The organism is Moorena sp. SIO4E2, from assembly GCF_010671945.1.
Classification (GTDB): domain Bacteria; phylum Cyanobacteriota; class Cyanobacteriia; order Cyanobacteriales; family Coleofasciculaceae; genus Moorena; species Moorena producens.
In genome coordinates this window covers 1-12,060 of record NZ_JAAHIE010000198.1, presented here as the reverse complement: position 1 = coordinate 12,060, position 12,060 = coordinate 1, and the positions used below count along the sequence as shown (strand labels likewise).

At 43.9% G+C, this 12,060-nt stretch carries 26 protein-coding genes and 2 pseudogenes; 11 read left to right on the top strand and 17 right to left on the bottom strand.

Translation table 11 applies throughout. The annotated features are described in order from the left end of the window. The 3 genes from F6K37_RS19930 to F6K37_RS19920 form a co-directional block, all read right to left on the bottom strand. Positions 1 to 407: baseplate J/gp47 family protein (locus tag F6K37_RS19930; protein WP_287251690.1), on the bottom strand; the 407-nt coding region annotated here is incomplete at its 3' end. A 165-nt stretch (positions 408 to 572) separates the two neighbouring features. After that, positions 573 to 725, bottom strand: coding sequence for a hypothetical protein (locus F6K37_RS19925; protein WP_154659890.1), 153 nt, complete (start codon positions 723 to 725; stop codon positions 573 to 575). Between the two features lie 184 nt (positions 726 to 909). After that, positions 910 to 1,065 carry a DUF6887 family protein gene (locus tag F6K37_RS19920; RefSeq protein ID WP_165691870.1) on the bottom strand — a complete coding sequence of 52 codons (156 nt, stop codon included), beginning with the start codon at positions 1,063 to 1,065 and terminating at the stop codon, positions 910 to 912. Positions 1,066 to 1,399: 334 nt separating this feature from the next. Here F6K37_RS19920 and F6K37_RS19915 point away from each other — a divergent pair, with 334 nt between their 5' ends. The 5 genes from F6K37_RS19915 to F6K37_RS19895 all read left to right on the top strand — a co-directional run bounded on the left by F6K37_RS19915 (position 1,400) and on the right by F6K37_RS19895 (position 2,986). After that, positions 1,400 to 1,735: a XisI protein gene (locus tag F6K37_RS19915; RefSeq protein WP_009149615.1), complete on the top strand. Its 336-nt coding sequence runs from the start codon at positions 1,400 to 1,402 to the stop codon at positions 1,733 to 1,735. A gap of 251 nt (positions 1,736 to 1,986) precedes the next feature. Next, the gene (locus tag F6K37_RS19910; protein WP_009149617.1) at positions 1,987 to 2,304 is read left to right on the top strand and encodes a DUF433 domain-containing protein; all 318 of its coding nucleotides are present in this window, start codon (positions 1,987 to 1,989) and stop codon (positions 2,302 to 2,304) included. Continuing rightward, on the top strand, positions 2,297 to 2,470 hold the full coding sequence (locus F6K37_RS19905) for a hypothetical protein (RefSeq protein ID WP_287251688.1): 174 nt from the start codon (positions 2,297 to 2,299) through the stop codon (positions 2,468 to 2,470). The genes F6K37_RS19910 and F6K37_RS19905 overlap by 8 nt, the downstream gene beginning before the upstream one ends. 133 nt (positions 2,471 to 2,603) lie before the next feature. Then, a complete protein-coding gene (locus F6K37_RS19900; protein WP_009149621.1) occupies positions 2,604 to 2,834 on the top strand; it encodes a hypothetical protein in 231 nt (76 codons plus the stop codon). Positions 2,835 to 2,863: 29 nt separating this feature from the next. Then, a complete protein-coding gene (locus F6K37_RS19895) occupies positions 2,864 to 2,986 on the top strand; it encodes a hypothetical protein (RefSeq protein ID WP_267872082.1) in 123 nt (40 codons plus the stop codon). Between the two features lie 22 nt (positions 2,987 to 3,008). Here the strand turns inward: F6K37_RS19895 and F6K37_RS19890 are convergent, their stop codons facing one another. The 7 genes and pseudogenes from F6K37_RS19890 to F6K37_RS19855 form a co-directional block, all read right to left on the bottom strand. Next, positions 3,009 to 3,320 carry a hypothetical protein gene (locus F6K37_RS19890; RefSeq protein WP_287251687.1) on the bottom strand — a complete coding sequence of 104 codons (312 nt, stop codon included), beginning with the start codon at positions 3,318 to 3,320 and terminating at the stop codon, positions 3,009 to 3,011. A gap of 59 nt (positions 3,321 to 3,379) precedes the next feature. Further along, positions 3,380 to 3,640, bottom strand: a complete 261-nt coding sequence (locus F6K37_RS19885) for a ParE family toxin-like protein (RefSeq protein ID WP_287251686.1) — start codon at positions 3,638 to 3,640, stop codon at positions 3,380 to 3,382. Further along, the gene (locus tag F6K37_RS19880) at positions 3,637 to 3,843 is read right to left on the bottom strand and encodes a hypothetical protein (RefSeq protein WP_008186276.1); all 207 of its coding nucleotides are present in this window, start codon (positions 3,841 to 3,843) and stop codon (positions 3,637 to 3,639) included. The genes F6K37_RS19885 and F6K37_RS19880 overlap by 4 nt, the downstream gene beginning before the upstream one ends. A gap of 375 nt (positions 3,844 to 4,218) precedes the next feature. Continuing rightward, positions 4,219 to 4,803 (bottom strand): annotated as a pseudogene (locus F6K37_RS19870) (Uma2 family endonuclease). A 2-nt stretch (positions 4,804 to 4,805) separates the two neighbouring features. Next, positions 4,806 to 5,303, bottom strand: coding sequence for a hypothetical protein (locus F6K37_RS19865; protein ID WP_287251684.1), 498 nt, complete (start codon positions 5,301 to 5,303; stop codon positions 4,806 to 4,808). Further along, entirely contained in the window at positions 5,281 to 5,568 is a 288-nt protein-coding gene (locus tag F6K37_RS19860) for a BrnA antitoxin family protein (protein ID WP_287251683.1), read from the bottom strand. The genes F6K37_RS19865 and F6K37_RS19860 overlap by 23 nt, the downstream gene beginning before the upstream one ends. Next, positions 5,552 to 5,785 carry a BrnT family toxin gene (locus F6K37_RS19855; RefSeq protein WP_287251682.1) on the bottom strand — a complete coding sequence of 78 codons (234 nt, stop codon included), beginning with the start codon at positions 5,783 to 5,785 and terminating at the stop codon, positions 5,552 to 5,554. The genes F6K37_RS19860 and F6K37_RS19855 overlap by 17 nt, the downstream gene beginning before the upstream one ends. Here F6K37_RS19855 and F6K37_RS19850 point away from each other — a divergent pair. Continuing rightward, positions 5,773 to 6,240, top strand: coding sequence for a hypothetical protein (locus F6K37_RS19850; protein ID WP_287251681.1), 468 nt, complete (start codon positions 5,773 to 5,775; stop codon positions 6,238 to 6,240). The two genes, F6K37_RS19855 and F6K37_RS19850, sit on opposite strands and share 13 nt — an antisense overlap. Positions 6,241 to 6,267: 27 nt before the next feature. Here the strand turns inward: F6K37_RS19850 and F6K37_RS19845 are convergent, their stop codons facing one another. Genes F6K37_RS19845 through F6K37_RS19835 form a run of 3 tightly spaced genes read right to left on the bottom strand, consistent with a single transcriptional unit; the run spans position 6,268 to position 7,298 of the window. Beyond that, a complete protein-coding gene (locus F6K37_RS19845) occupies positions 6,268 to 6,408 on the bottom strand; it encodes a hypothetical protein (protein WP_287251680.1) in 141 nt (46 codons plus the stop codon). A gap of 3 nt (positions 6,409 to 6,411) precedes the next feature. Next, a complete protein-coding gene (locus tag F6K37_RS19840; protein ID WP_287251679.1) occupies positions 6,412 to 6,876 on the bottom strand; it encodes a DUF7689 domain-containing protein in 465 nt (154 codons plus the stop codon). Next, positions 6,870 to 7,298: a hypothetical protein gene (locus F6K37_RS19835; protein ID WP_287251678.1), complete on the bottom strand. Its 429-nt coding sequence runs from the start codon at positions 7,296 to 7,298 to the stop codon at positions 6,870 to 6,872. The genes F6K37_RS19840 and F6K37_RS19835 overlap by 7 nt, the downstream gene beginning before the upstream one ends. Before the next feature lie 134 nt (positions 7,299 to 7,432). Here F6K37_RS19835 and F6K37_RS19830 point away from each other — a divergent pair, with 134 nt between their 5' ends. Beyond that, positions 7,433 to 7,567 (top strand): hypothetical protein, encoded by a 135-nt coding sequence (locus F6K37_RS19830; RefSeq protein WP_287251677.1) that lies wholly within the window; start codon positions 7,433 to 7,435, stop codon positions 7,565 to 7,567. Positions 7,568 to 7,590: 23 nt separating this feature from the next. Here the strand turns inward: F6K37_RS19830 and F6K37_RS19825 are convergent, their stop codons facing one another. After that, a complete protein-coding gene (locus tag F6K37_RS19825) occupies positions 7,591 to 7,893 on the bottom strand; it encodes a DUF433 domain-containing protein (protein ID WP_271969750.1) in 303 nt (100 codons plus the stop codon). A gap of 35 nt (positions 7,894 to 7,928) precedes the next feature. Between F6K37_RS19825 and F6K37_RS19820 the strand changes: the two genes are divergently transcribed. The 3 genes from F6K37_RS19820 (at position 7,929) to F6K37_RS19810 (ending at position 8,929) form a co-directional block, all read left to right on the top strand. Further along, positions 7,929 to 8,102 carry a hypothetical protein gene (locus F6K37_RS19820; protein WP_287251676.1) on the top strand — a complete coding sequence of 58 codons (174 nt, stop codon included), beginning with the start codon at positions 7,929 to 7,931 and terminating at the stop codon, positions 8,100 to 8,102. A gap of 4 nt (positions 8,103 to 8,106) precedes the next feature. Beyond that, on the top strand, positions 8,107 to 8,235 hold the full coding sequence (locus tag F6K37_RS19815) for a hypothetical protein (protein WP_287251675.1): 129 nt from the start codon (positions 8,107 to 8,109) through the stop codon (positions 8,233 to 8,235). 118 nt (positions 8,236 to 8,353) lie between these two features. Further along, positions 8,354 to 8,929 (top strand): REP-associated tyrosine transposase, encoded by a 576-nt coding sequence (locus F6K37_RS19810; RefSeq protein WP_287251674.1) that lies wholly within the window; start codon positions 8,354 to 8,356, stop codon positions 8,927 to 8,929. A gap of 223 nt (positions 8,930 to 9,152) precedes the next feature. On the opposite strand, the gene F6K37_RS19805 is transcribed toward F6K37_RS19810, so the two are convergent. The 3 genes from F6K37_RS19805 to F6K37_RS19795 all read right to left on the bottom strand — a co-directional run bounded on the left by F6K37_RS19805 (position 9,153) and on the right by F6K37_RS19795 (position 11,100). Continuing rightward, positions 9,153 to 9,323, bottom strand: coding sequence for a hypothetical protein (locus F6K37_RS19805; protein ID WP_287251673.1), 171 nt, complete (start codon positions 9,321 to 9,323; stop codon positions 9,153 to 9,155). Then, entirely contained in the window at positions 9,304 to 9,459 is a 156-nt protein-coding gene (locus tag F6K37_RS19800; protein ID WP_287251672.1) for a hypothetical protein, read from the bottom strand. Before F6K37_RS19800 ends, F6K37_RS19805 begins: the two co-directional genes overlap by 20 nt. A gap of 288 nt (positions 9,460 to 9,747) precedes the next feature. After that, complete coding sequence (locus F6K37_RS19795; protein ID WP_287251671.1) at positions 9,748 to 11,100, bottom strand: eCIS core domain-containing protein; 1,353 nt, start codon at positions 11,098 to 11,100, stop codon at positions 9,748 to 9,750. 73 nt (positions 11,101 to 11,173) lie between these two features. Between F6K37_RS19795 and F6K37_RS19790 the strand changes: the two are divergent. Next, positions 11,174 to 12,060: pseudogene (locus F6K37_RS19790) on the top strand (ATP-binding protein); the annotation flags it as partial.

Below are 12,060 nucleotides of genomic sequence, written 5' to 3'. Positions count from 1 at the left end.
AACTGCAGTACCTCTTTATAATAAAAATCGAGATATCTTTGGGTCAGTGCCTTGAACTGTTGCTGAGGATAGCGTAATAATTGTAAAAACGTGAACAACAAAACTAGATGAGGTTGGGCTAATTGCCTTTGTGTCGATGGATCGTCGGCAAAACTTTCCGGGTTATTAATGTAAGCAAGCATTTGCTCAACATCTCCCCCAAAGAAACTCGACCAATCCCCATTTATCCGATTGGACTCATCGTAATAGTTTAGTTTTGTGGCATACTTTTGTACGAAGGTGAGTAAATCAGAAACATCGCGCTCATCTACGGAAACATAATCTGGTTCGAGTTCCCTTAGCAAGCGTCCGCGCTGACTAACGCCATCACGAAAAATATGATGTATAATTTTATTGTTTGTATTCATAACTAAATTCTATATCATTGATCAGGAGGGCGGATGTAAACTTTATTAACAAGCTAATCTAAAATAAAGTAATAAATCTTCATATCAGGAAGGAAAATAAAATTTGGTGTAAGCATTTAGTTATCAGCCATTAGCGATCAGCGATCAGCGATCAGCGATCAGCGATCAGCCATTGGCCGTAGGCCACGCTACTTGAGGTGCTATCAGCTTTTGAATAAAAGCTGACGGCTGACGGCTGTTCGCGTTCGCGAAGCGTCGGCTTTGCCGAAAGCGTGGCCAACGGCCTTTAGCTGTTCGCGCAGCGTGCGCGTAGCGCATATGCTTACTTTAAAAAGCTATTTGCCCACCCGACAAGAATAGGTAGGGTGGGCAAAATTCAAGCGGTTGTCGGTTTGATTAGAAATCATGGCTAATTTGCCCACCCGACAATAATGGTCGCCGTTTTTCCGATAACTAGTGTTTTAATTCAGTTACCGTTTTGTATTTGTTTGGTGATATTTTCTTACCAATTATTATCTTCTAAATCTACAGTAATCATTCGTCCATCTGCTTTTGAACGGTCAATATAAGCATAAAAAGCGGTGGTATCTTCTCGATGGGTCAAGACATATTGTCTTAGTTCTTCTAAGCTGAGAGTATCATAGTTGATAGAGTTCATGGTTCATATCCTCCTGTTGGTTTAATTTCAAAATCTAGTTCTCCTGCTAAATAAGCATTCAGCCGTCAGCGGTGAGCTAAAAGCTCACGCTACTTGAGGTGCCGTCAGCTTTCCATAACTCAGTGGGGTAGGGTGGGCAAATAATGATAGTTTGACAATTTGATTACGAATCATGTCCATTTGCCCACCCTACAAGAGCTGATCCGAAATTCCCTGCTCCCTGCTCCCTGCTCCCTGCTCCCTGCTCCCTGCTCCCTAAAACTCAAGAATTTGTACCTCACCCAAATAAGAATTGCTATATTGTCTTTGACCCCAATCGGGAGGTTATTATCCGATGGATAGATTAACTAATTACCGCAAACTAATTCGAGAAATTATCACAAATCATACAAAAGTGCCCTATAAGCATGGAGATATTAAGTTTGAGACGGTCTTTGATCCGGAATCCGATCGCTACCTGCTGATGATTTTAGGCCGTCAGAATAAGCACTATGAGCATGGTTGTTTAATTCATGTTGATATTATCGATGGAAAAATCTGGATTCAACGAGATGGCACAGAAGTTGGAGTGGCTAACGAATTCGTTGAAGCTGGTGTCCCAAAAGAGCAAATTGTTTTGGGTTTTAAGTCACCTGAACGCAGGAAAGATACGGAATTTGCTGTTGCGTAGGGCGTACCCTATTAGTGGTAGGGTGGGCAAATTCTTAAAGTTTGACAATTTGATAAAGAATCATGTCCATTTGCCCACCTATTAGTGGTAGGGTGGGCAAATTCTGAGAGTTTGACAATTTGATTAGGAATTATGTCCATTTGCCCACCCTACAAAAGCGATCGCGTAGCGTGGCCTACGGCCAATCGCACTTTGTACAACACCTAATTGAAAACTGCTATAATTGAATTAAAAGGATATCTAATCAAAAAATGAGTAGGACACAAGTAAGTACAGAACATATTAGTATTAATCCCGAAATTCGCTTCGGTAAACCTTGCATTACGGGAACAAGGATAGCTGTTATTGATATTGTCAATTGCTATCTAAACCTGTCAGAATCTCTTGAAGATATTGCTAAAGATTATAATTTATCTCTAGCTTCGGTTCATGCGGCAATGGCCTATTATTACGATCATCGAGAAGAACTGGAAATTCGTAGGGCAGAAGGTGAAGCATTTGCTCAGGATTTTGCTAAAAATAACCCTTCTTTATTACAGGAAAAACTTAGGAATTTAAAGGGTGAGTAAAAGGATTCGTTATCATTTGGATGAGCATATTAAATCGGTAATTGCCCGGGAATTACGCCATCGTGGAATTGATGTAACAACTACGGTTGAGGTACAGTTGAGAACTAAAAGTGATGAGTCTCAATACTCCCTACTCCCTACTCCCTACTCCCTTTGCTATAGCTGATAACTGATAGCTGATAGCTATCGATCGCATTTATTTACATTCTCCCTCAAAAAAAAAATTATAAAAACCCTTGACAAATTAAATTATAATCATTACGATTATATATGTAAACAAAAAGCAAAAGGTTACCCTTATGCCATCAGAATTTCCAACTAATAATCCAGACAACAATCCAGAGGATTCTTCCAACAAAAAAATCCGTGTTCAGCACATTTTAAAGGGCGACCGCAAGGCAGTAACTAATACCATGCATGCCCTGTATGCAATGGGCTACGCCCAAATATCCGAGTGGAGTCCTCTGCAGCGGACGGATGTTCCCGGAGAATTCATAACAATTATGACCAAGTACTTCAGGCTCCGTTAAAACGTTAAAGCGATGCAGAGGTGCGACCCGTGGCGAATTTAATTCGCCTACGGAAAACGCACCATTACGGTCTTGGGGGTTTCCCCCATGAGCGACTGCATCAAGACATTGCTGGGGGGTTTTCCCCCTGGCCAAACCATCCGGTCCAATAACATAGGAGCACGTCTGGATAGGTTATAAAACTGAATGACATAAGGTAACATTCCTAGCCGTGGATAGTATTTCTGCGGCTATTTTTTTTAAGGTTGGGATGTTGAAGGTTGAAGGTTGGGATGTTGAAGGTTGGGATGTTGAAGGTTGAAGGTTAGTTGGTTGAAGGTTGAAGGTTGGGATGTTGAAGGTTGAAGGTTGGGATGTTGAAGGTTGAAGGTTGGGATGTTGAAGGTTGGGATGTTGAAGGTTGAAGGTTGGGATGTTGAAGGTTGAAGGTTGGGATATTGAAGGTTGAAAGCACTGTAGGGTGGGCAAATTCTGAGAGTTTGACAATTTGATAAAGAATCATGTCCATTTGCCCACCCGACAAGAGCGATCGCACCAGGCGATCGCTACTTTGAGCCTAATATTTTGTCATATTCGGCGTGTGTTCCAATCCAAAACCAAGCTAGATCATTATCCTTTTCTACCGCAATCGCTCTGTAGTGTAAACCCACTCGAACTGACCAAAACCGACCTACTTTCTTGAAATGTAGTGAGGGATATCGAGGATCCTGTTTGAGCAACTCGTAACATCTATCGGCAAGTTCTTGGATTTCCGATGGTAGCTGTCGATAATAATACCCAAAATCTGGTGTAGCAAGATGTTTCACAAATCAGTACAATTTCCTTGTTGTAAATCTTTCAGTGCTTTGTCTGCTAGTGCATCTAGCCTACCAGCCGCAACATCTGCTTCAAATTGTCGATCCCAATTTGCTGCATCAAATTCTGCAAACCAAGTCCGAAATTTGGCGAGATCCTCACTAGACAGTTGACTGACAGCACGTTCAATTTCTCCTAAGTCACTCTTATTCATAAGCCCTAATTTTGTACAGATCTATTCAAATTATACCGGGGACTACTTATTTGTTTACATTTAATGGTTTGCACCCAAAAAGAGCGATCGCACTGAGTTATCGCGCAAGCATTCAGCCATCAGCGGTTAGCTGTCAGCCGTCAGCCTAATGTTTAAAATAAATCTCAAATGAGAGATATTTCTACTCCCTACTCCCTACTCCCTACTCCCTACTCCCTACTCCCAGATCCGCTGTTCCCTTTGCTAAAGCTGATAGTGTGTTCGCATTCGGTTGGGTAGGGTGGGCAAATTCTGTAGCGAAGGCAATAATATCAACAATCCTGTCGATTTGCCCACCCTACTTTATCGGCTAAAGCTGATAGCTGAATACTTACATTATCGCTGTCGGGTCATGCCAATTATTGCGTCTACGGTAAAGTCTGAGATAGTGTCAAGGGTCGGGAGTATGTCAGTTCCGGCAAACACCAGTGGTAGCTCCTGGTTTTCCCAAACCCAGATTTGCTGTCGCTGAATATCGATTAGCCAAGCCAGCTGAGTCCCGTTGCTCAAGAGGTGCGACCCGTGGCGAATTTAATTCTTAATGCGGAAAGCGCACCTAAAGTGCAAAATTTTGTTCTGTAGGTCTAATGTGCTTTGGTCAGGGGAGCGAATTTCAATTAACCAGTCTGGTGAACCTGACCGGGGGCCATCTTCATCCCTGAGGCGATCGCTTTTAACAACGACAATATCTGGTACAGGGGATAAGGGAGGAATGATGCACCGGAGTTCTTGAATCGCAACGCAAGCATGGGTTTGATTGTTGATAGCGTTTACGAGGTTGCGTTGGAGGCGGGAATGAAACAGTGTTGGCATAGGCTTTTGCTTCGGGTGTCCATGGATGAATTCCCAAGCTGGAGATGCTTCTATATTCGGTTGTTGGAGAAAAGTGTCTAAGGAGTTAGTAATGCTGGGTGATTGCATAATTAAGTTAGCAGAAGAATGCTTAAATGATCCCTATCCAACAAATAGACCTCTTGCAAAAGTATTTTTATGATAGTGTTTGCGTCAATTCTTTTCCACTGTTCCCAGCTCATAATAGTACGGCGTAGGGTGGGCAAATCATGATAGTTTGGCAATTTAATCATAGTGTCATGCCCATTTGCCCACCCTACTACAGATCGGCGTAGATCGGCGTAGTGCGTACGCATTCGGTTCGGTAGTTGGGTAGGGTGGGCAAATTCTGTACGGAAGGCAATAAGATCAGTTATCATGTCCATTTGCCCACCAAACCATTGCGCTTTCATCGGGGTAGTGCGTACGCATTCGGTGCGGTTGTGCGTACGCATTCGGTTGGGTAGTTGGGTAGTTGGGTAGGGTGGGCAAATCATCAACGTCATACCAATAGGAGCGCGTGTACATGTCCATTTGCCCACCCTACTACAAGAGTGCGATCGCGCACTACTTGAGCGGCGATTGGCCATAGGCCACGCTACGCGATCGCACTGATAATTCTTCACGAAGAATACGGCGTAGATCCCCTTGGGTGAGAGGTTGCTCAGAAGGGCACTGGAGATGTTTTTTTAAAGCCTCATTTATTAGAGTCTGATAACCAATTCCAGCCGTTTCGGCCTGTTCTCGAAAATTGGCAAGAATTTCATCATCGAGATAAATAGTAATGCGTGTTTTTCCTTTAGAAGAAATTACAGCTCCTCGTTTTCCTTTAGAAAAATCATATTCCTTTCTCATAAGCTTTTGTCTCCTGTTTTGTGGCGCGACGAGCAGAAATTAGTCGAATCACCTCACCGCGCATGGTATATACAACGACCAATGGTAATCCAGAGTTTCCTATTCCCACTGCGATGAAACGTTCTTCACTAATCGAATCTGGATCAATGTCATGAATGGCAAGGGGATCGAAAAACACCATTTCAGCTTCGCTTAGGAAACACCATGCTTTTGCCAATTGGTTTTTGCAATTCTTGGATCATATTCAAAGGTCATACATATAATATATGTATAACAGAAAGTCGAGTCAAGATTCATGGTGTGGCGTGGCAAGCCTTAAATGTTGCTTCAGTGCGTACGCATTCGGAGCGGGTAGGGTGGGCAAATACTAAACGGAAGGCAATTTCATCTCGAACCCAAGACCATTTGCCCACCAAACAAGCCACGACAGTAGGGTGGGCAAATTATGTAGTGCGTACGCATTCGGAGCGGGTAGGGTGGGCAAATACTAAACGGAAGGCAATTTCATCTCGAACCCAAGACCATTTGCCCACCAAACAAGATCCGCGATTGGCCGTAGCTACGACAGTAGGGTGGGCAAATTATGTAGGTTTGGCAATTTCATCAAAGTGTCATGTTCATTTGCCCACCAAACAAGATCAGCGATTGGCCGTAGGCCACGCTACGGGATGAAGCCTTCGCAAAGCGTGGCCTACGGCCTCAGCTTCCGCGCTTGTGCGATCGCATTCGGTGCGGTTGTGCGATCGCATTCGGTTCGGTAGTTGGGTAGTAGAGTAGGGTGGGCAAATTCTGAATCTGGGGTAGGGTGGGCACATAATCAAAGTAATACCATTTGATCACCAATCATCGACCAATGCCTACCCTACTACCTACTTTTCGCTTCATAACTTGGGCGACTTGACCGTATCTTTCTCCAGTTAACCCTTCTAATGTATCATGTTCAATATCCTCATCCTGTCCTAATTTACTCGTCCATTTTCCGTTTAATAATTGTCTAGCCACATGAGTGGGTTGACCATTTAACATGTAAATGGCTATTTTTTGATAATTTTCTTCTAAATCCGGGGTTTCACAGATTACATAACCAAGAGTTTCAAAAGCTTTAATAAAAGCCAAAAGTGTCTCAACTCTTGGAACATTAACGGGCCAATAACTCTCTTTCATTGGATCTGGCCACCACCATCTTTGAGTATCTTCAGCCGCCCAAGCCACAGCACTGGTAATGTGATAATTTGTAGAGGCTAAATTAGGATAATCCCTTTCAATCCATTGTCTGACTTGCGATAACCACGCCTCATTTCCTACCATTTATAACCGTTACGGACTCCCCAATTTAGCCATGCTTTGATCATTTCTTGAGTATTCCCCTGATGTTCTTCTTGAACAGGATCTTCTCTAGTAATGGATTTTAAAGCCCAAAACCACCGTCCAGATTTTTGTTCAAGTTCCCTTAATAATAACGGAATTGCTTCTTTTCCCATGCCAATAATTTGTTGATAAGCAGGATGCATAGCTGCTTGAGTGGTTGATGAAATTCCTCTGGTTTCTTCCCGCCACTGGTCAACGAGTTGCCTAAACGTTTGTTCGATATCTTCTTGAATTAGGGACATTTTCTCTCCATTTTGTGGTTGTAAGTAGGGGTAGGGTGGGCAAATCATCAACGTCATACCAATTGTTCCGTTATCATGTCCATTTGCCCACCAAACCTGAATGTGTGGTAGGGTGGGCAAATAATCAACGTAATACCAATTGATCAGTTATCATATCCATTTGCCCACCCTACTACAAGAGTGTGATCGCACTGCTCCCTGCTCCCTGTGCCAAAGTGTTGATTTAGCATAACAAGTACGGAAGAGCCGAATTTTTGATGCTATATTCCCTACTCCCTACTCCCTACTCCCTACTCCCTACTCCCTTGAGCTTCCCCGGTCGAGACAACATTCACGTTGCGAAGACGCAAGGCCGTTATCAGATCGCTATCCATGGTATCTTCATCTAAATAAAGACGAATTTGTGTCATTTTTAGGGTTTGGTTGCCTGATAATGTTGTTTGGCGAGTTCTTCATAGGCGGTTTGTTCGGCTGCTATATCTTGGTCTATTTCCTGACGGTTAGCATGATAATACGTTAAGGCGGCATAAATTTGAGTGATTGTTAGGTGATTTAATCGTCTGGCTATTTCTTCGGCGTTGTTACCTTGATTATATAGGCCAGCAATTCGGCGCACAGAGGTTCGAGTTCCTGCAATGACTGGACGATTACTATTGGGATCAGTTGTGATCTCGCAAGCCAATGTCGGTAAGAGTTGCCAAGGGGTTTCGACCATAGATATGGGGGGTTTTTCCCTTATTTTAAAATATAGTGCGATCGCATTCAGTCGGGGTTTGGTGGGCAAATACTAAACGGAAGGCAATTTCATCAGGAACCCTTGACCATTTGCCCACCAAACAAGATCCGCGATCGCACTACAATAGTGCGATCGCATTCCGTCGGGTAGGGTGGGCAAATCATGATAGTTTGGCAATTTCATCATAGTGTCATGCCCATTTGCCCACCCGACAAGGTCAGTGCGATCGCATTCCGTCGGGTAGGGTGGGCAAATCATGAAAGTTTGGCAATTTCATCAAAGTGTCATGCCCATTTGCCCACCCGACAAGGTGAGTTGTAGGGTGGGCAAATTATCATTGTAATACCATTTGATAGCGTGCTCATCCCCATTTGCCCACCCTACTCTGAATCGGGATTAAACTGAAACAGAGGATGCTCGCCACCATCAATATCTCAATATGTCGAACTATCGTCGTTCTTATGTGCCAGGAGGAGTATTTTTTCTGACTTTAGTCACATATCGCCGTATTCCTCTATTTTCAGATGTTGAGAATATATTAAGGTTACGGAAGGCGATCGCAAAAATGCGGACAGAAAAACCCTTTGACATCACTGCAGCCGTTGTTTTACCGGATCATCTTCATTTTATCTGGTCGTTACCACCGGATGATTCTAATTATTCTCAGCGAGTGTCTCGGTTAAAGGTATTATTTACCCGCTCTTTACCGGGAAAACGCTCATTATCTGGTGATGTTTCCCCTTCTCGTCGTAAGCATCGAGAAAGCAATGTCTGGCAACGTCGGTTTTGGGAGCATACAATTCGTGATGACCATGATTTACACCGACATTTAGATTATATTCACTATAATCCGGTTAAGCATGGTTTGGTGTCTTGTCCTCATTTTTGGAAATATTCCAGTTTTCACAAATGGGTGGAGCGAGGCAAGTATCGACCCGATTGGGGGTGTTGTTGTGGCAGGAATTTACCACAAGTTCTTGATTTTAGCGATTTAGAAGATTTTGCAGGGGAGTAGGGTGGGCAAATAATGAAAGTGAGGTAGGATGGGCAAATTATCAAAGTTTTACCAATTGATCATCAATCATTTCCATTTGCCCACCCTACAAGAGCGATCGCACTTTAACCCAACCAACCACAGAGGCGTACGCATTCAGTAGGGTAGGGTGGGCAAATTCTGATAGTTTGGCAATTCATCAGAAATAATGTCCATTTGCCCACCCTACAAGAGCGATCGCACTTCACCATTGGTGGCGGTGGGTTAGAAGTGGGGTGGATGGGGTGAGTCTGTTTTGTTTTGGGTTGTTGCTTAACTTGGCTTTAACCCAACCAACCACAGAGACGATCGCATTCGGTAGGGTAGGGTGGGCAAATGATGAAGGTTTGGCAATTTCATCTCGAATCATGTCCATTTGCCCACCCTACTTTATCAGCGTACGCACTAGAGTAGAGTAGGGTGGGCAAATTCTGAATGTGGCGTAGGGTGGGCAAATTATCTGTTCCCAGGCGTAGGGTGGGCAAGTAATCAAAGTAATACCATTTGATCACCAATCATGTCCATTTGCCCACCCTACTACTACTCGCCGTCAGCTAATATACTTCATCATGAGAACCTAAATTAAGCCACGACAGTAGGGTGGGCAAATTATGTAGGGAAAGGCAATTTCATCAAAGTGTCATGTTCATTTGCCCACCCTACTTTATCCGCGATCGCACTACCATGATTGTCAAGTTGTCATGGTTCCAAAGGAACCAAGCAGTTAATCCCCCAAACCTCTATGAGGTAAGGTTTATAACTAACGAGTCGCACTCAGGAGTCATGTCTATTTGCACACCCTACGTTATCTGCGTACCCTCTTTTTTTTCTTTTTTGTAATATTCATTAACTTCGTTGTATATCCAAAATCCGGTGCCGATTCCAAAAGCTAACTTTTTCGCTATTCCTGGGTTTTGTCTTAACATTAATAGGTTTCCACTCCCATACGCACCATACATTGCCGCTTTTGGGTAATCCTCTTTGTCTTTTAGATAATTAGGTATTTGAGTGAAATCGGCAAGGGCTCCTGCTAAGGGCGCAATCCTCATTAGGTTTGGGTATGTTTTGGCCAGATCTGGGGCAAGATGCAGGGCTTCTCCTATTCCTTCCGTTAAGTAAAGTAAGCCGTACGTTGTATTCTTCATTGTGTCATAGTTTAGTAGTCCCTTTTTATCATATTCATCCCTAGCTTTACCAAGTTTACTATAACCCATCAAAACAGCTGTGTTCTTGGCAAATACAGTGGCTAATTTATTATGTTCTGGTATATTACTGAGCCCATTAAAAAACAAACTTCCTTTGTACAAGATATCCATTTCGTTTTTGCCTGGCCGTTGCTCTTTTTCACCCATCATCTGAATTGGTGGACTAACGTGGGCACAATAAGGGGATTTTTGAGCAGCCTTCGATTGAACGGACATGACCTTCTTGAAAAGAAATTGAGCTTTCATGCCCATGTCATTCGCCTCTTTCTCCAAACCTGCATCTTCGATTACTTTCACCCCTCCTTTCACTTGCATCGTGGGCGTAACTCTCCCCTGCTTCTGCTGCACCACATGCCACGCCTCATGGGGCAAATGCTTCTCCTGCCCCGGCCCCACATGAATTTCCGTCCCCTGTGCATAAGCCTGTGCTTGCAACTGTGCCGGTTTCGACGAATTGTAATGCACCCTCACATCATCCATCGAGTAGCCAGAGAGGTTCTCAATGCCCGCCTTGAGGCGATCTGGCAAGCCAGTTTTGTTTTCATTTACGCTCCTCTCTGCCCACGTGCCATGGCCATATGTCAACGTATCCCCCGTCAACGGTTGTGCTCGACCCTGCACCATTTTCCTTTTCTGCTGCACTACCATTTGCCCACCGTGATTCGCCCCTTGCCTGCTTCTCTCTCCCGGCTGTCCAATAGAAAACTTCCCTTGCAGCCCCATTTCATACCATCCCGTTTCCGGCTGGTATTGTCCTGATTCTAAGGTGCGCATCACATTAGCACTCATACTTCCCCATTCCCCCACCGCCTCTTCCGCGTTCCACTCCCTTTCCTCTGCATCCAAAATTTCTCTATAACCATTCCCTCTGGAGTCTTTCTTATTTTGATCAAATGACACTGAAGTAGAGTGAGAATATTTCGGTTTATAGGTATGAGTAGTGCGCATAGCTATTTCCTTTTACCTTGTACCCTATTAGAAAACCAGATAAGTCGATCCATCCGTCTTCCAGGAGCGCGACATGGCACCCCTTTCTCAAACCAACTGGTATCACTCTAATATTAGTTCTCTGTTTCTAGAAATCGAGCGAGTTCGTAACTATTTAGAAAAATACATAGAAGGTAAAAAAAATCAACAAACCGTTACTGAAATTGTTGACGATACTTCTGCCCTGGCTAAACTTTGTAACAAATTCCTTCTCTCCCCCTTTGAAAGGGATATCCTGCTCATGTGCGCGGGTATGGAAATTGAACCATACTTCCATTCTTTGTTTGCCAAAGCCCAAAAAAATAGTCCTAACAAAAACTATCCTACTCTCAGTTTAGCTTTTGACGCCCTTCCCGGAGCCAATTGGGGTGTCCTTTCTCCCCAACGCCCTTTACTTTACTGGCAACTGCTCCACATAGAACCCGGATTGATCCTAAGCCAGTCCCCCCTCTATATTGACCAGCGTATCCTCTGCTTTCTATTAGGAGAATATGCCACAGACCAGGAATTAGCAGGAAAGATCAAACCCCAACCGCCTCAGACCAACCTTCATCTTTTGCCTAGCTCTCAGTTAAGTATAGGGTCGCAATTGATCACCATTTGGTCTGGCAGCGAGGGGACAAATAGCTATCCCGTGGTGCAATTATCTGGCTCGGACCGTAGCACTAAATACCAAATTGCCTCCGCCACTTGTCAGGGTTTGGGGTATAGTTTACATACTCTCGAACCTGCCGCTCTGACCACCAACCCCCAGGAAGTATACCAACTCGCGATGCGTTGGCAAAGGGAAGCAATACTAAGCAATAGTGTCCTGTTTATTGACTGCGATAGTTATAATTTTTCTGAGCCAGGGCGGGAGTATGCTCTGAGCCAATTTATTGATAGTAACAATACTCGTTTAATCCTCAGCTGCAATCACCG